16 protein-coding genes and 1 tRNA gene are annotated in these 16154 nt (G+C 73.8%); 5 read left to right on the forward strand and 12 right to left on the reverse strand.

Features of this window, described 5'->3' with window-relative positions:
• Nucleotides 1–436, forward strand: a 436-nt coding sequence (locus amrb99_RS21240; RefSeq protein WP_190858622.1) for an integrase core domain-containing protein, incomplete at its 5' end; no start/stop codon positions are given.
• A gap of 7 nt (nucleotides 437–443) precedes the next feature.
• Here amrb99_RS21240 and amrb99_RS21245 read toward each other — a convergent pair.
• From amrb99_RS21245 to amrb99_RS21270, 6 genes are all read right to left on the reverse strand, one after another.
• Nucleotides 444–1046 (reverse strand): hypothetical protein, encoded by a 603-nt coding sequence (locus amrb99_RS21245; protein ID WP_190858625.1) that lies wholly within the window; start codon nucleotides 1044–1046, stop codon nucleotides 444–446.
• A gap of 182 nt (nucleotides 1047–1228) precedes the next feature.
• Entirely contained in the window at nucleotides 1229–2629 is a 1401-nt protein-coding gene (locus amrb99_RS21250) for a wax ester/triacylglycerol synthase family O-acyltransferase (RefSeq protein ID WP_190858627.1), read from the reverse strand.
• Between the two features lie 221 nt (nucleotides 2630–2850).
• A complete protein-coding gene (locus amrb99_RS21255; protein ID WP_190858628.1) occupies nucleotides 2851–4371 on the reverse strand; it encodes an MFS transporter in 1521 nt (506 codons plus the stop codon).
• Nucleotides 4368–5051 (reverse strand): LppX_LprAFG lipoprotein, encoded by a 684-nt coding sequence (locus amrb99_RS21260; RefSeq protein ID WP_190858634.1) that lies wholly within the window; start codon nucleotides 5049–5051, stop codon nucleotides 4368–4370. Before amrb99_RS21260 ends, amrb99_RS21255 begins: the two co-directional genes overlap by 4 nt.
• A gap of 429 nt (nucleotides 5052–5480) precedes the next feature.
• Nucleotides 5481–5554, reverse strand: a tRNA-Ile gene (locus tag amrb99_RS21265).
• Between the two features lie 102 nt (nucleotides 5555–5656).
• On the reverse strand, nucleotides 5657–6430 hold the full coding sequence (locus tag amrb99_RS21270; RefSeq protein ID WP_190858636.1) for an enoyl-CoA hydratase-related protein: 774 nt from the start codon (nucleotides 6428–6430) through the stop codon (nucleotides 5657–5659).
• A gap of 62 nt (nucleotides 6431–6492) precedes the next feature.
• Here amrb99_RS21270 and amrb99_RS21275 point away from each other — a divergent pair, with 62 nt between their 5' ends.
• Together amrb99_RS21275 and amrb99_RS21280 are read left to right on the forward strand one after the other, a co-directional pair.
• A complete protein-coding gene (locus amrb99_RS21275) occupies nucleotides 6493–6885 on the forward strand; it encodes a hypothetical protein (RefSeq protein ID WP_190858638.1) in 393 nt (130 codons plus the stop codon).
• 14 nt (nucleotides 6886–6899) lie between these two features.
• The gene (locus amrb99_RS21280; protein WP_190858640.1) at nucleotides 6900–7196 is read left to right on the forward strand and encodes an MTH1187 family thiamine-binding protein; all 297 of its coding nucleotides are present in this window, start codon (nucleotides 6900–6902) and stop codon (nucleotides 7194–7196) included.
• 22 nt (nucleotides 7197–7218) lie between these two features.
• Here amrb99_RS21280 and amrb99_RS21285 read toward each other — a convergent pair whose 3' ends face one another.
• From amrb99_RS21285 to amrb99_RS21300, 4 genes are all read right to left on the reverse strand, one after another.
• Nucleotides 7219–7596 carry an STAS domain-containing protein gene (locus tag amrb99_RS21285; protein ID WP_190858642.1) on the reverse strand — a complete coding sequence of 126 codons (378 nt, stop codon included), beginning with the start codon at nucleotides 7594–7596 and terminating at the stop codon, nucleotides 7219–7221.
• A 116-nt stretch (nucleotides 7597–7712) separates the two neighbouring features.
• Nucleotides 7713–8453 (reverse strand): neutral zinc metallopeptidase, encoded by a 741-nt coding sequence (locus amrb99_RS52530; RefSeq protein WP_206700042.1) that lies wholly within the window; start codon nucleotides 8451–8453, stop codon nucleotides 7713–7715.
• A 50-nt stretch (nucleotides 8454–8503) separates the two neighbouring features.
• A complete protein-coding gene (locus amrb99_RS21295) occupies nucleotides 8504–9208 on the reverse strand; it encodes a 3-keto-5-aminohexanoate cleavage protein (RefSeq protein WP_190858644.1) in 705 nt (234 codons plus the stop codon).
• Between the two features lie 23 nt (nucleotides 9209–9231).
• Entirely contained in the window at nucleotides 9232–11202 is a 1971-nt protein-coding gene (locus amrb99_RS21300; protein ID WP_190858646.1) for a hypothetical protein, read from the reverse strand.
• A 264-nt stretch (nucleotides 11203–11466) separates the two neighbouring features.
• On the opposite strand from amrb99_RS21300, the gene amrb99_RS21305 reads away from it, so the two are divergent.
• On the forward strand, nucleotides 11467–12429 hold the full coding sequence (locus amrb99_RS21305) for an isopenicillin N synthase family oxygenase (RefSeq protein ID WP_190858648.1): 963 nt from the start codon (nucleotides 11467–11469) through the stop codon (nucleotides 12427–12429).
• A gap of 20 nt (nucleotides 12430–12449) precedes the next feature.
• A complete protein-coding gene (locus tag amrb99_RS21310; protein ID WP_190858650.1) occupies nucleotides 12450–13892 on the forward strand; it encodes a cytosine permease in 1443 nt (480 codons plus the stop codon).
• Here the strand turns inward: amrb99_RS21310 and amrb99_RS21315 are convergent.
• Both amrb99_RS21315 and amrb99_RS21320 read right to left on the reverse strand, forming a co-directional pair.
• Entirely contained in the window at nucleotides 13847–15127 is a 1281-nt protein-coding gene (locus amrb99_RS21315; RefSeq protein ID WP_190858652.1) for an adenylosuccinate synthetase, read from the reverse strand. The two genes, amrb99_RS21310 and amrb99_RS21315, sit on opposite strands and share 46 nt — an antisense overlap.
• A gap of 43 nt (nucleotides 15128–15170) precedes the next feature.
• Nucleotides 15171–16142: a hypothetical protein gene (locus tag amrb99_RS21320; protein ID WP_190858654.1), complete on the reverse strand. Its 972-nt coding sequence runs from the start codon at nucleotides 16140–16142 to the stop codon at nucleotides 15171–15173.
• Nucleotides 16143–16154: the final 12 nt, after the last annotated feature.

The following is a 16154-nucleotide window of genomic DNA, read 5'->3' on the forward strand; positions in this document are numbered from 1 at the left end:
CCTGCACAACGCCGTCGACGACCACTCCCGCCTGGCCTACACCGAAATCCTCCCCGACGAGACCAAGGAAACCGCCACCGCGTTCTGGCAGCGCGCGCAGGCGTTCTTCACCACCGCCGGGATCACCGTGACCCGCGTCCTGACCGACAACGGCGCCTGCTACCGCTCACACCTGTGGCGCGACACCCTCACCCAAGCCGGCATCACCCACAAACGCACCCGCCCCTACCGGCCCCAGACCAACGGCAAGGTCGAACGCTACAACCGCACCCTGCTCGACGAATGGGCCTACAACCAGCCCTACACCAGCGAGACCGAACGCCGCCGAGCACTCCCGCAATGGCTGCACACCTACAATCACCACCGCGGCCACACCGCACTCGGCGGCCAACCACCCGCCAGCCGCGTCCCCAACCTCACGGGACAGAACAACTAGCCGGTCCTCACCGCTGGCCGGCCGCGTCCATGCGGGCCCAGTCGGCCTCCCACATCTCGTCGCGGCGGCGGTCGCAGCGGCGGCGGACCAGCAGGTACGCCAGCAGGATCGGCATCGCCACGCCGAGGACCGCGGCCGTCGAGGCGTAGGCCGCGTCGGTGACCGTCCGGCTGTGCGGGCGCGGGCGGACCGTCGGATCGCCCTTGGCGTCGATCCAGATCGTCCGGTGCGCGCCGACCTTCGCGTTCTTCCAGCTCGGCAGCGTCCCGGTGCGGGTCGCGCCGCCGGCGCCGGGCCAGGTCGCCTGCACGGTCTCGTGGATGTAGCGGTCGCCCGAGGAGCCGATGCCGCCCGTCGAGACGACGGTGGCGACCACCTGGTGCCGCTGCGCCCGCTCGGCGCGCTCGGCGGCGCCGCCGGCGTGGTACGACCACGTTCCGGCCCAGAACGCCAGCGGCGGCGCCACCGCGAGCATCAGCAGGAGCAGCCCCAGTGCGATCGTCCGCTGCACGCGGTCGATGTGCCTGCGCAGCTCGTTGTGCTCCAGGCCGAGCCTGCGGCGCAGCCTGACGGCCGGTCCGCCGCCACGTCCGGCGCGGGACCCGCGCATCTGCGTCACCTCCCCGGGGCGTGCCCACCCGGCAGGGGGTCCTGGACCCTCATTCCCCAGGATATTCCCGAGTTCGAAGATCGGCACATGATCGGTGACCGAATCCTTTCCCAGGTGGGGCCCGGCACGTCGATGCGGTGGCCTGATCCGGTCACCGCATCGACGGGCCCGCCCGCGGTTCCTCAGGGGGTTCGCGGCGCGGCGGGACGGGCGCCGTCCGCCGCCCGCACCAGCTCGTCCAGCCCGGCCTGCACGCCCTTCGCCAGCACGTCCAGGTCCGGCATCGCGTCGAAGTCGCCGGTGATCCCGAAATGGAGCGTCCCGCAGTACGACACGATCGCGGTCGCGACCCGGATGCCGCCGGTCAGCGGCACGTACGGGTGCATCTCCAGGACGCGGCGCCCCATCACGTACAGCGGGAAGTCGGGGCCCGGCACGTTCGTCGTGACCGTCTGCACGATGTCCTGGCGCAGCCGCACCGGGATCCGCGCGGCCAGCGACAGCAGCGCCGGCGCCACGGCCGTGTCGGTGAGCCGGGTGATCGCCTGCGTCCCGGCGGCCTGGTTGCTGCGCTTGACGTCGTCAGTCTGCTCGCGGACGCGGCGCAGCCGCTCGAGCGGGTCCTCCACGCCCACCGGCAGGTTCACGAACACGGCCGCGACCCGGTTGTTCAGCTCGCCGCGCTCGTCGGCGCCGCGGTGCGACACCGGCACCGCCGTCCGCACGACGGTGTCGTCCTCCAGCCGCCCGCGCGCGTTCAGCAGGTCGCGGTACCCGGCGGACACCGCGGTCAGCACGATGTCGTTGACCGTCCCGCCGAGCGCCTTGCGCGCCGCCTTCACCTCGTCCAGCGGCACCCGCTGCCAGCACCAGCGCCGGTGCGGGCCGATCGGCCCGTTCAGGCAGCCCGCCGACGGGCTGGCGAACCGGGCGGTCGCGCGGGTCAGGCCGGACGCGAACTCGCGCAGCCGGTGCGCCTCCCGGACCGCGCCCGCGCTGCGCGCCACGTCCGTGAGCTGGCGCAGCGGGCGGGTGACGGTGCGGCGCGCGGCGTCCGCCAGCAGCGCCAGGTCGGACGGCTCGGCGTCCGGCTCCCACGGCTCGGTCTCGCGGGGCTGCTCGAACTCGGGGGACAGGTCGAACAGCACGGTCGCGAGGTCCATGCCGGCGATGCCGTCCACCATGCAGTGATGCACCTTCGCGATCATCGCCCAGCGCCCGCCGGTCAGGCCCTCGACCAGCCAGATCTCCCACAGCGGCTTCGCCGGGTCGAGGCGCTGCGCGAGGACCCGGCCGGACAGGTTGCGCAGCTGCTCGTCGTTGCCCGGCGCCGGGAGGGCGGTGTGCCGGACGTGGTACAGGATGTTGAAATGCGGATCGTCCACCCAGACGGGCCGTCCGAGGTGCAGGGGGACGCCCCGCACGCGCTGCCGGTACCGGGGAACGAGGGGCAGCTTCGCGGCGATCGTCCTGACCACGTCGCCGTACGAGGGCGCGGGCCCCTCGAAGACGACCACCGACGCGACGTGCAGGGGCGTGTTCTCGTCCTCCAGGAGGTAGAAGCTGGCGTCCAGTCCGCTCATCCGATGCACGGGCTCACCGTCTTTCTGCCGCGGTTCCGCGGGGTCGGGGGGGAAGCGCCACCGGCCGGGCCGCCGGGGCGCGGGCGGCGGAGCAAGTCACGCTAACCAGGCGCCGCGCGAACCACGGGATCAACGCGCCCGGTGTGAGCGATGTGGCAGCCGAGCATGGCCGGATCCGGCCATTTCTTCTCCGGCTCTTGCGTCCCGGGCGAACCGCGAGGTCAGCGGGTGGCCAGGCTCTCCGCCGGCTCCGCCGCGGGCTCCGCGCCGTCCCGCCGCGCCCCCGCCATCAGCGCCAGCACGGCGCCCAGCACGCACATCCCCGCCGTGATCCAGAAGATCTCCCGGTACTCCGCCCGCAGCGCGTCCCGCACCGCCGCCTTGTACACGGTCATCTCCTTCGCGAACTCCGCCTTCGACATCAGGAACGGCAGCGGCGGCTGCAGATGCGCCGTCAGCACGTGGAACCGGTGGAAGCCCCACGCCGACAGCGCCGAGATCCCCAGCAGCATCCCCATCATCCGCGCGACCACCACGGCCGCCGACGCCACCCCGTGCCGCGCCGGCGGCACGAACGCCAGCACCGCCGACGACACCGGGGCGATCACCAGGCCCAGCCCGAGCCCCGTCACCACGAGGTCGACGTCCATCCGCGGCAGCGGCCCGTACGACGCGTGCGCCAGGTCCGCAGGCCACCCCGCGATCAGCACGTAACCGACCGCGGAGACGAGCATCCCCGCCGCCATCGGCCACCGCTCGCCGGCGCGCCGCGCGACGACCCCGCCCGCCACCGCCGCGACCGGCAGCGCCACCAGGAACCGCGTCAGCAGCAGCGCGCCCTCGGTCTCGTCGTTGTTCAGGACGGTCTGCGCGACCAGCACCACGTCCACCAGCGTCACCATCAGCGCCGCCCCCGACAGGAAGCTCACGCCCAGCGTCGCCAGCAGCGGCCCGCGCCGCACACCGCCGAGGTCCAGCAGCCTCGTCCGGGCCCTGACCTCCCACAGCACGAACACCGCGAGCACCACGACGCCCGCCGCCATCACGGGCAGCCCCCACGACGGCAGCGCCGACTTCTCCGGATCCGGGTTGTAGACCCCCACGACCAGCAGGGCGAGGCCCGCCGCCAGCAGCAGCCCGCCCACCACGTCCACGCCAGGGCGCGGCCCCTCCGGCCGCCCGCCCGGCACCGTGAGCTGCACCGCCACGATCGCGAGCACCGCCAGCGGCACGTTGATCCAGAAGATCGCGCGCCACTCCAGCGCCGCCGCGATCCCCGCCCCGTACAGCGGCCCGAGCACGCTCCCCAGCTCCTGCGCCGCGCCCACCGCGCCCAGCACCACCGGACGCCGCCGCTCGTCCCACAGGTCCCCGGCCAGCGCCATCGTCACCGGCAGCAGCGCACCGCCCGCCACCCCCTGGACGACCCGCCCCGCCGTCAGCACCGGCACGTCCTGCGCCAGCGCCGTCACCACCGACCCGGCCGCGAAGAACACCAGGCACGCCTGCAGCAGCGGCCGCCGCCCGAACCGGTCCGACAACTGCCCGAGCAGCGGCATCGCCGCCACGTACCCGAGCAGGAACCCGGTGAGCACCGGCGTGATCCGCTCCAGCCGGTTCACCGGGACGCCCAGGTCCTTCACCACCGGCATCAGGATCGTCGTCACGACGTAGGCGTCCAGCGCGGCCAGCAGCACCACCGCGCCGCCGGCCCCGATCGCGATCCCGCGCCGCGCGGTCACTTCGGAGCGCTGATCTTGTAGGGGGCGTTGAAGTCGGTGAACGTGATCACCACGGCGCCCTGCCCCTTCGGGAACGCGCCCCGCACCTTCAGCAGCCGCCCGTCGGCCTTGCTCACCCACACCTGCCCGGCGAGATCGTCGCCGATCCCCGGGATCAGCCCCCCGACCTGGTCCTGCGGCAGCGTCGCCGCGACCCGGTAGGCCTCCTTGCCGTCCACCTTCTCCACGGCCTCGGCCTTCGGCGCCTGCAGCGAGCCCAGCAGCTTGGCGATGCCCCGGTTCGGGTCGAGCACCGCCGACGGGTCGTACACCGCCGACGCCATCGACTTCGGCAGCTTCCGCCAGCCGCCCGTCCCCGCGTCCAGGTAGAACGTGTCGCCCTTCGCGACGACCTTCGCCTCGACGTTCTGGCCCGACTGCTCCAGGGTCAGCGTCCCCTGCGCGTCGCCGTCCCGGAGCAGCTTCATGTCGCCGCCCTTGACCATGATCGGCGTCTTGCCGTCCGACGCCACCGTGAACGCGACGCTCTTCAGGTCCGCCATGGCGCCGGCCGACCGCTTCAGCGTCTGCGCCCCGTCGAAGTCCGCCTTCGGCGCCGGCTTGTCGGACCCGCCGCCCCCGCACGCACCGGCCAGCAGCACGAACGACAACGGGACAAGACCGAGGAATCGTCTGGACATACGCGGACCCTACCGACCGGTCACGAATTTTTCTGCATCGCCCTTGGCGTCAGGCCGCTAGACGGCCTTCCTTCGGCGGGCGATGCGTGCGATCGCTGCATCGCTTCGACTCGCCCTGGGGGCTCGCTGCGCGATCGGATTCTCGCTCCGCTCGAATCCGGCTTCGCTCGCGATCGCGACGGCCCAGGTCGCCGCGTGGTCCGGCAAAAGCGGCGCGTCCGTGCGGGCAGGCGTGATCAGTGCTCGCACTGCCCGACGAGCATGGGTGTTTGCGGGACGCTCGCCACCGGCTGACCGGCGCTCCGCACGGACCGGTACCGGGAGGGGGTGTGGGGGGCGGAGCCCCCACATCGGGGGTCTGGGGGTCGCCCCCCAGAAAGACACCACGCCGACGGGAAGGCGGCCAAAGGCCGACGAACAGCCCGACCGTAGGGCGGGCGGGACTCGAACCCGCGACCGGGAGATTATGAGTCTCCTGCTCTGACCAGCTGAGCTACCACCCCGGGGGCGGCGCCCCGTCGTGACGCTGCGGTCGGGGGCGTGCCGGGTGCCATCTTAGCGGCGGGGCGTCGGCGGGGGCCAGCGAGAAGCGGTCGGGGCGGGGGTCAGGCGGGCCAGGTGGGGCGGCGCTTGTCCAGGAAGGCGCGCATGCCCTCCTGGGCTTCGGGGGTCTGGCTGGAGGCGGCCATGACCTCGACGGCGTAGGCGTAGGCGTCGGCTTCGGGACGGTCGAGCTGGGCGTACATGGCCTGCTTTCCGAGGGCTTTGCTGCGCGGGCTGCCCTGGGTGGCGCGCTGGAGGAGGGCGACGGTGGCCTTGTCGAGGTCGTCGTCGGGGACGGCGTAGTTGACGAGGCCCCAGTCGGCGGCGGTGGCGGCGTCGATGGTGTCGCCGGTGAGGGCCATCTCGGCGGCGCGTTTGCGGCCGACGTTGCGGGAGATCGCGACGAGGGGGGTGTGGCAGAACCAGCCGCCCTTGCCGCCGGGGGCGGCGAAGGCGGCGCTCTCGGCGGCGACGGCGAGGTCGCAGGACGCGACGAGCTGGCAGCCGGCGGCGGTGGCGAGGCCGTGCACGCGGGCGATCACCACCTGCGGGACGGACTGGATCGTCCGCATGAGGTCGGTGCAGACGCGCAGGAGGTCGCGGACGTCGGCGTGGGACGCGCCGGCCATGTCGGCGAAGTCGTGCCCGGCGGAGAAGACGGGCCCGTTGGCGGCGAGGATCACGCCGCGGGCGTCGGTGCCGGCGACCTCGGTGAACGCGTCGGTGAGCTGGAGGAGGAACGTGCGGGACAGAGCGTTGCGGCGGCGCGGGCGGTTCATGGTGACGGTGGTGAAGGCGCCGTCGCGTTCGACGAGGACATCCGTGCTTTCGCTCATGCTCCCGACGTTACGTCAGACCCTCGTCGTACGGTGGGCTGGTCCACGGACGCCGAGGGGGGATGGCCTTGAAGCTGCTCACTGCCACCAACTCCAGCCAGGGTTTGCGCGACAACGACTTCGACTGGTGCGTCGAGGGGGAACTGGTGCACATCGGCGTGGTGTGCGCCCGCGACCGGGACGACCCGGACGGCGGCTGCGGGTGCGGCCGCTCGTTCGCCGGGCTGAACTCGCACCGTGCGACGACGACGGCGATGGTGCGGGAGGTGCCGGGGTTCACCGACGAGGACTACGTGGAGGCGATCCGCTCCAGCCTGGAGCAGCAGGGGTGCGATCCGTCGTTCGCCGAGCACGACGCGGCGCTGCTGCGCTGCCTGGTGCGCGACTGGCCGGTGGGGGTGATCGTGGAGCGGCGGCTGGATGAGATCGTGGTCAGGCAGGTCGTGCAGCCCTGACCAGGAGGTGCGTTGTGCTCGTTGCGTTCTCGGTGACCCCGCTCGGGATGGGGGAGGACGTCGGTGAACTGGTCGCGGAGGCGGTGCGGGTGGTGCGGGCCAGCGGCCTGCCGAACCGCACCGACGCGATGTTCACGACGGTGGAGGGGGAGTGGGACGAGGTGATGGCGGTGGTGAAGGCCGCCACGGACGCGGTGGCGGCGCGGGCGCCCCGGGTGAGCCTGGTGGTGAAGGCGGACCTGCGGCCGGGGGTGACGGGCGCGATGGACGCGAAGGTGGAGTCCGTCGAGCGCTACCTGTCCGAGGGCTGACGGGCGGCGTCGCCGGGCGCCGCTAGGCCAGCCAGGCGGCGATCTCGTCGTCGCTGCGGGGGACGGCGCACCAGAGGGCCTCGTCCATGGAGGCGCAGAGCGGGACGCGCCGGTCGAGGCCGAGGACCCGGAACATGCGGCGGGCGAAGGGCCCGGCGCCGACCACGGCGAGGGCGGCGCCGTTGTCCTCGCAGCGGCGGGCGCAGTGCGAGACGGCGCGCATGCCTTCGGCGTCGATGAAGGAGACGCCGGCGATGTCCAGGACGATGGGGCGCGCGGCGAAGCCGAGGAGCCGGGTCCGGACGGCGGGAGCGGACGCCTGGTCCATCTCGCCGGTCAGCAGGACGGTGGTGTGCCGTTCGTGCTCGATGACGACCATGGCGACGGCGGTGTCCTTCACGGTGCCCCCCAGCGGATCGGGCCAGGTCCGGTCACTGGAGAGCATCGCGCGGGCACGGACGGTCGCCAAGCGGTCGGGGCGGATCGGCCTGTTCCTGTTCGTTCCGTGCCGTCCGGTCAGGTGAAGCAGGCGGGGACGCCGCGGGCGCCGCCGCGGGAGAAGCTCTGCAGCCGCTGCGAGGCGGTGCCGTGGTCGCCGGGCCTCGTCCAAGGCGTCCGGTCGCCGATGACTTGGAACGAGTCGACGATCTCCCGCGCGTCGCCGGCCTCGAACGTCAGGTCGCCGTCGGCGGCGGATCCGTAGAGGACGGCGCCGGCGAGGCAGTCGGCCTGGAGCTCGGCGGCGGCGGAGACGAGGCGGCGCTGCAGGCGGTTCTGGACGGCGTGGCCCCATTCGTGGGCGACGACGAGGTACACCCAGGCGTCGCCGTTCGCGTAGCCCGCCCGCATCAGGTGCGCGTCCCACGCGAGGAAGTCGCCGGCGGGGCAGTACTCGGCGTTGTCGCGTTCGAGGGGTTCGCCGCCGCAGGTGGGCGTGGCCGCGGGGTCGGCGCCGTCGTAGAGGCCGACGACGCGCGGGGACCGGTAGGAGCCGGTGAAGAACCGCGTCCAGTGCCGGCGCCAGTAGCCGTCGGTGATCGCGGTGGCGGTGCGGAGGTCCTCGTCGAACCCGGCCTCGTCGAACCTGCGGGGCGGTGCCGTGGTCCGCGGCGCGGCGGTGGGCGAGCCGGTGGCCCGGGGGCTCTTCGCGGCGGGGGCGGCGGGACCGGCCGTCCGGGCCGCGGCGGTGTACTCGCAGGCGCCGGTGAGCGTCATCGCGGCGGCGAGGGCCGCGGCGGCGATGGGGCGTCGGTTCATGCTGAGGGATACGCACGCGCGCCCCCCGGCGGTCGGGCCGGATCCGGCCGTTATGCCTGGAGGAGCATCCCGGCGGTCTGGACGAGGGCGGTGTTGTCGACCGCGGCGGTGCCGTCCGGGAGAGTGAGGACGTCCTCCAGGCCGACACGGACGTCGAGGTTGAACCGGACGGCGAGGCGGAGGACGGGCCAGGCGCCGCCGTCCTCGCCGTGCAGCAGCACGGGCCGCCCGTGGCCGGTGCCGAGGGCGTGCAGGAGGTCCTTCGCGGTGCCGGTCGAGGTCTCCGGGTCGGTGTCGGTGACCTCGGCGAGGACGCGCAGCACCTCGCGGGCGCGCGGCCAGCGCAGGAACCGCGCGGCGGCCTCGGTGCCGGAGAAGATCCCGGCCTCGACGCCGACGCCGCGGTCGAGGAGGGTCTCGGCGACGCGCTCGGCGCCGTCCTCGTGGAAGTTGACCGAGGCGTGGTCGGGCAGGACGGTCCAGGACCGGATCAGCGCGGCGCGCTCGGCGGGGTCCTCGGCGGTCCAGGCGCCGGTGGTGACGCCGACGGGCACGCCGGGCGTGGCCTCGCGGACCGCGGCGAGCGCGGCGGCGACGTGGCGGGGGTCCATGGTGTCGGCGCCGGCGGCGTCGCGCGGGTGGAGGTGGACGTCCTGCGCGCCGACGTCCACGGACGCGCGGACGGCCGCCGCGAGTTCGTCCGGTGTGACCGGGACGCCCTGCGCCCGGCTCCCGTTCGGGCATACCTGGAGCATGTTCCCATTCTCTCAGCCGCCCGTCAGGGGGCGATCACGCAGGGGCCGCCGCCGCAGACGTCGACGGTCCTCCCGGTGGTCAGGAAGATCGCCTTCTGCCGCCGCGCGTCCGCGTTGTTGCGCGGGTCGGAGTGCGGGTCGCGGCCCTCGGTGGGCGGCGTGTTCGTGGTCGGCGGCGCGGGGGAGCCGCTGTCCCACACGACCATCGCCGACCCGCCGGTGGACGCGCCGAACGTCGGGATGTTCCAGTACGGGGCGACGTCGAGGCTGCGCCCGGGCCGGACGGCCGGAGCGTGGATCCGGGCGCCGATCGTGCGGGCCTCGACCTCGGCGGCGACGGTCGCGACCTGGTGGTCGCCGAACGCGACGTGCATCAGCACCTGGTGCCGCGGGGTGCCCGGGTACGGGTGGTCGGTCATGTGCCAGGCGTACCCGTCGGCCTCGCCGCGGTCCCACAGCATCTGGATCAGCGCGAGGCCGATCTGCTGGTCGAGCTTGTCGGGGTAGAACAGGTCGAGGACCTTGGCGTACTCGGGGAAGTCGGCGCTGCGGTTGAGCAGCGTGCTGTAGTTCATCGCGGGGACGCCGAGGACGGAGCGGCGCAGGTCGGGGGAGACGGCGGTGAGCGCGCCGCCCATGATCCCGCCCTGGCTGTTGCCGTCGTAGGTGAGCGGGGCGCCCGGCGCGATCAGCGGCCTGCCGGAGTCGTCCTGGAACGCCTTGTCGCCGGCGAAGCCGCGGGTCATCGCGCGGCCGAGGAAGACGAAGTTCAGCATGCCCTGCTGGAGCCGGTCGGCGACGGTGCGGAACCGGCTGATGTCGGCGAGCGCGGAGACGACGTTCGGGACGTCCTCCTCGGACATGCCGATCCACTTCGTCGCGCAGAACGCGAAGTCGTGCTCGGCGGCCATCGCCTTGACGTTCCCGGCGCCCACCTCGTCCTCGCCGCCGAGCAGCCCGTGCCCGTAGAGGGCGGGGTTCGCGGGCTTGCCGAACGCGGCCTTCGGGATCTCGCACTGGAACGGGACGGCCTGGCTGTTGCCGGGCAGCCGGGACGGGAGGCCGTCCTCGCCGTAGTGGAACGCCGAGCCGGGGAGCCCGCCGTACTGGTCGAGGTAGCTCGGCGCCCACACGACGCCCTTGACCTCGCGCGCGATCTTGTCGTCGACGTTGTTCGTCACCTGCGTCACCAGGAACGACGGCGACCGGTCGCCGAGCCCGCGGAGCGCGTCGTCGCGGATGTGCAGCATCGGCCCGGCGATGCTCCGCGCGCTGGCGACGGTGAAGTCCCAGGCCAGGTACAGGCCGTCGCGTTTCACGCCGCGCGCGGCGAGGTCCGCGAGCACCTTCTTCTCGGCCTTCTGCCGCGCGTACAGCGGGTCCGTGGACGGCAGCGCCGGGCCGAGGATCTTGGCGAACGCCGCGTTCGGCGGGATGGGGTTCCCGGACGCGTCGCGAAGGTTCCGCAGCGCGACGGCGTAGCGGTGGCCCTCGACGAGGTTCTTCGCGGGCCGGACGATCAGCGCCCTGCGGTCGTCGGGGGCGTTGGCGTCGAGCTCGGCCCAGTACGGCCAGCGCTGCCCGGTCGCGGTGTCGACGATGACGATCGGCGCGTCCGGCTTCAGCGACGCGCCGATGTCGGTGACGGGGGCGGCGCCGGTGCGCGCCAGGTCGACGCCGGGGACACGGGTGAGCAGCTCGGACCCGGGGGAGAAGCCGTCCGCGCGGTTCCACGCGTCGGGCGACACGGGCAGGCCGAGCGCGTTCTTCAGCGTGGTCCGCATGTCGATCCGCACGCCGGTCGGTGTGCGCGGGTCGGGCTTGGTGTACCAGTTGCTCGGGAACGGCAGCAGGCACGACGCCGGGTCGATCGGGTCGCAGCCGTCGCCGCCCGCGGGGGCGGTGTCGGCGGACGCCGGTGTCACGGCGAGCAGGGCCGCGGACAGGACCAGGGCCGCGCCCGAAGCGAGGGCGCGCAGGGACAGGGCACGCATGGGCCGGGCACGCATCGTCCACCTCCGGGAGGTCCGCGGCGTTCGGGGAGATCTTGGTCTCACCGCGGCCCCGGGTCGATGGGCGGCGGCCGTCGGCCGATGCCGGTCATCCGGAGACGGCCCGGAGGGCCATCGGCCCCCGGATGTTCCGACGACGTTAAATCTTCCGAAGTGACGGTTTCATCTCCGTTTCGAGGGGTGATTCGGCCTTGATCGCCAGCGATAGTGAGCGCAGCGCCGCACCCACCCGGAAAGGACCGTTCCATGAAAGCCGTCCCGATCATCGACCTCACCCCCTGGTTCCACGGCGGTGAGCGCGACCGCGCCGACGTCGCCGCGCGGGTCGACGCCGCGCTGAGCGAGATCGGCTTCCTGGTGGTCACCGGGCACGGGGTGCCCGCCGCGGACCGGGACGCGATCCGCGCCGCCGCCAAGCGGTTCTTCGCGCTGCCGCGGGAGGTCAAGCAGCGGTACGCGGCGACCGTGGGGGAGCGCGGCTGGCTGCCGCCCGGCGTCGAGGCCAACGGGTACGCCGAGGGCACCGCGACGCCGCCGGACCTGAAGGAGACGTTCGCGGTCGGCGCGGACCGCCCGACCGGCGACCCGTTCTTCGACGCCGAGTGGTTCCTGCCGAACGTGTGGCCGGGCGAGGTGCCGGAGCTGGAGGCGCTGCTGACGCGCTACCTGGCCCGGATGAAGCGGCTGTCGGACGACCTGCTCGCGCTGTGCGCGGTCGCGCTCGGTCTGCCGTCGGGCTTCTTCACGGCGCACGCCCTGAACCCGTCCTTCACGCTGAACATCAACCGCTACCCGCCGCTGTCGCAGCTCGGGGAGCCGGAGCCCGGCCAGTTCCGGATCGGCCCGCACACCGACTTCGGCACCCTCACGGTCCTGGACCGGCAGGACGGGGTGGGCGGCCTCCAGGTGCACTCCGAGGAGGCCGGCTGGGTGGACGCCCCGTGGGTCGAGGACTCCTTCACCATCAACGTCGGCGATCTGCTCGCCCACTGGACCGGCGGCCGCTGGACGTCCAACCGGCACCGCGTCCTGCCGCCCGACCCGAGCGCCCCGGACGAGGAGCTCGTGTCGCTGATCTTCTTCTACGAGTGCGACCCGGACACCCGCGTCGAGCCGCTCGGCCCGCCCGTCGGCCGCGCCGCCGGCGGCGCGACCGTGCGCGCGCACGACTTCCTCCTCGAACGCCTCGACGCCATCACCCTCGCCTGAACACGCTGAAAGGTCCCCCCGTGACGGAGATCCAGGAAGGCGCGCCCGCGGGCGTGGACGTCCGCGAAGGCGACTACGGCGCGCGGGTCGCCGCGGTCGAGCCGGGCGGCGCCGGCTTCATCCCCCTCGACCAGCGGCACGGCCGGCCGCTCGACCTGCTGTGGACGTGGACGTCGCCGAACCTGGAGTTCGCGACGGTGTTCCTCGGCGTGCTCGCGGTCGCCGCGTTCGGGCTGACGTTCTGGCAGGCCACCGGCGCGATCGTGGTGGGCACGCTGCTCGGCTCGGCGACCCACGCGGTCCTGTCGGCGCGCGGCCCCCGCTACGGGGTGCCGGAGATGGTGCTCGGCCGGGTGCCGTTCGGGCACCGCGGCAACATGCTGCCGTCCGCGATCAACTCGGTGGCGGGCGGCGTCGGCTGGTTCGCGGTGAACAGCGTCAGCGGGTCGCTGGCGCTCAACACGCTGACCGGCATGCCGAAGCCGCTGTGCCTGGCGATCGTGGTCGCGCTGCAGGCGGGGGTCGCGTTCTTCGGGCACAACCTCGTGCACGCCTACGAGCGGTACGCGTTCCCGGTGCTGGCGGTGGTGTTCGGCATCGCGTCCGTGATCATCCTCGCGAAGGCGGACTTCGGCGCGCCCGCACCGGCCGGGGCCGGGGCGGGCGGGATCGGCGCGTTCCTCATCGTGGTCGGCGCGAGCTTCGGGTACGCGGCGGGCTGGAACCCCTATGCCGCCGACTACACCCGCTACCTGCCGGCCACGACGAGCCCGCGCGCCGCGGGCCTGTGGGCCGCGCTCGGCGTCTTCGCCGGCTGCACCGTCCTGCAGATCGTCGGCGCGGCGTCGGCGACGCTCGGCGGCGCGGCGCTCGCCGACCCGACCGGCGCGTTCACCGGGCACCTGCCCTCCCTCGTCGCGAACCTCACCCTGCTGGTCATCGCGATCGGCGCGGTCGGCGCCAACGCGATCAACATCTACTCCGGGTCCATGTCGTTCGTCGCGACGGGGATCCGGCTGCCGCTGCCGGCGCGGCTGCAGCGCGCGCTGGTCGCCGGGGCGTTCGGCGCGGTCGGGCTCGTCGTCGCTTACTTCGGGCTGGACGACGCCGGCCACGACTACGAGGCGTTCCTGCTGGTCATCGCGTACTGGATCGGGCCCTGGCTCGGCGTGGTGCTGGCCGACCTGGTGCTGCGGCGCGGGGTCTGGTCGGTGCGGGACGCGGACGCGCGGGTGGACGCCATGGTGTTCGACGCCGGGCGCCGCAACTGGGCCGGGCCGACGGCGATGGCGGTCGCCGTGGTGGTGTCGGTGTGGCTGTTCTCCAACCAGGAGAAGTACGTCGGGATCGTGCCGAGCCACCACCCGTCGTTCGGCGACATCACGTTCGCGGTCGGGTTCGTCCTGGCGGCGCTGCTCTACGCGGTCCTGCGCAAGGTGCCCGGGTTCCGCGAGAACGGCTGACCGGTGGGGCGCTTGTCCGCGGCCGACGGGCCGTGCGAGGTGAGGACGACCGGGACGCCGAGCGCGTCCTCGATCGTCGCGACCGGACGGCCCAGCGGCGCGTAGACCGGCCGCGCCGACGCCAGCCGGCGGGTGAGGGCGGCCTGGCGGTCCAGGCCGCCCCCGCCCGCCGGCAGCCGGTCCAGCCGCCCGTCCGGCGTCGCGTAGGCGTGGCAGACGCGCAGGTCGGGACGCGCCCCCGCGACGTCCAGATGCGTGACCGCCAGGCCGTCCGCGCCGCCGGCGGCCTCCAGCGCGTACCGGAGCGCGACGGCGTCGAGGTGGCCGGCGCGGAAGGCGCCCTGCCAGGGGCCCGTGCCGTTGTGCGGCTCGGGGAGGGCGGCGATCAGCGCCGCGTCCTCGGTGACGAACGGCCCCGGGCCGTGGCGCGTCGCGTACGTCCGCAGGACGCCGAGGCGGGCCGCCGACGCGCCCGCCTCGTCCAGCAGCGTCTCGGCGTTGGCGAAGGTCGTGGTCGACCAGGTCGTGTACGGGTGGAAGCCGTGCCGCTCGTCGAGCAGCACGCCCTGCGCGCCCTCGAACACCACGTCGCCGGACCGGAGCAGGCCGTGCAGGTGGCCGCCGCCGACGATCCGCACCCGCTCGGCGAACGCGATGAACGCGTCCGCGCAGGCGGCGACGTCCGGGACGTCCTCGCCGGACGGGAACGACGCCCGGTACCAGCCGTGCACGGCGGCGAGCCGGCGGCGCAGCCGGGCGGGTGACAGGCAGTCGCCCGCGCGCGGCGCGTCGTCGTGCGCGAGGGCGTAGGACGCGGTCTCGCCGATGCCCATGCCGCACGACCCGTGCCGGGCCGCGCCGCGCGCCCGCTCGCGCGCGCGGTTGGCGGCCCGGTGGTACGGCGTGGTGAGCAGCGCGTCCCGGTCCACGGTGAGCCGGTCCAGCGCGTCGCCCACGCCGAGCCGCCGCAGGTGGTCGGCCTCGGCGGCGAGCGCGAGCGGGTCGACGAGCATGAACCGCGACAGGTGCGTCCTGACGCCCGGCGTGAACGTCCCCGAGCCGAACTGGGCGAACGTGTGGTGCCGGCCGTCGCCGGCGACGACGTTGTGCGCCGCCTGCGCGCCGCCGTTGAACCGGACGACCGCCGTCACCGGGGACGTGCGGCAGAGGTGGTCGACGACCGTGCCCTTGCCCGCGTCCCCGAACCCGAGGTCGACGACGATGACGTGCCCCATCGCGGTGCCCTCCTCTCCCGTGCCCTCCTCTTCCGTGTGGGCCTCAGAGCCGCGTCGTCCCGGACGGCCCGGAGGCGTCCAGGCCGGGCGGCGTCGCCGACACCGCGACCGGCGCGCGGGACGCGTCCAGCCGGGCCAGCGCCCGCGACACCGACGCGCCCGCGTCCGAGCCGGCCTCGGCCAGGTGCCCCAGGCCCTCGTCCAGGTCGATGGCGTCCTCGGCGAGCCCGACGGTCAGCGCGATCGTCTCGCAGACGGCGTCGAGGTCGTCGAGGTAGAGGACGTGCTGGCCGAGCAGCCCCTGCCAGAAGTCCTTCATCTCGCGGCTGCCGGAGTGGTAGGCGCCCTCGGGGATGATGAAGTACACCTCGTACATCCGCTGGAGCTCGCGCAGCACGTCCTCGATCGGCAGGTCGCGCTCCAGGTCGTCGCCGATGACCTTGGCGACCTCCCGCCGCTTGATCTTCGGGTACGCCAGCTCGTCGCCGATCATGAACAGGTAGCCGCGCTTGCCGCGCTTCTCGAAGCAGTCGATCGAGGTGTGCCGCGCCATGAAGTACATGGCCAGCTCGTACGACTCGCGCATCTGGCCGCCGCCCCCGCCCTCCAAGAGGATCTTGCCGAGGTCGTCGTCCATCCGGTTGTCGGCCTCGAACTGGCCGATCTGCAGCGGCGCCCGGTCGCAGGTCGCGTCGCCGACCGCGCCGAACAGGATGTGCGGGTGCTCGACGTAGCCCTTGCGCAGCAGCAGGCCGAGCAGGTCGGGCAGCTTGGTCTGCAGGGTGCGCGGCACGCCGCCCATCGAGCCGGTGACGTCGAACAGGACGCCGATCGCCAGCGACTCGGGGTGGTCGTCGGAGTCGCGGCTCTCCCGGAGCGCCACGCCCTTCGGGTCGAGGTCGGGGTGGGTGGTGGTGGCGCCGCCGTCGCTGTAGGCGAACGCGCTGGAGCCGGTGGACGCGCGGTAGCTCGCGCGCGCCGCGTAGACGTCGGTGGACCAGTTTCCGCTTCCCATGGGTCTTCTCCT

Source organism: Actinomadura sp. RB99, from assembly GCF_014706005.1.
Classification (GTDB): domain Bacteria; phylum Actinomycetota; class Actinomycetes; order Streptosporangiales; family Streptosporangiaceae; genus Spirillospora.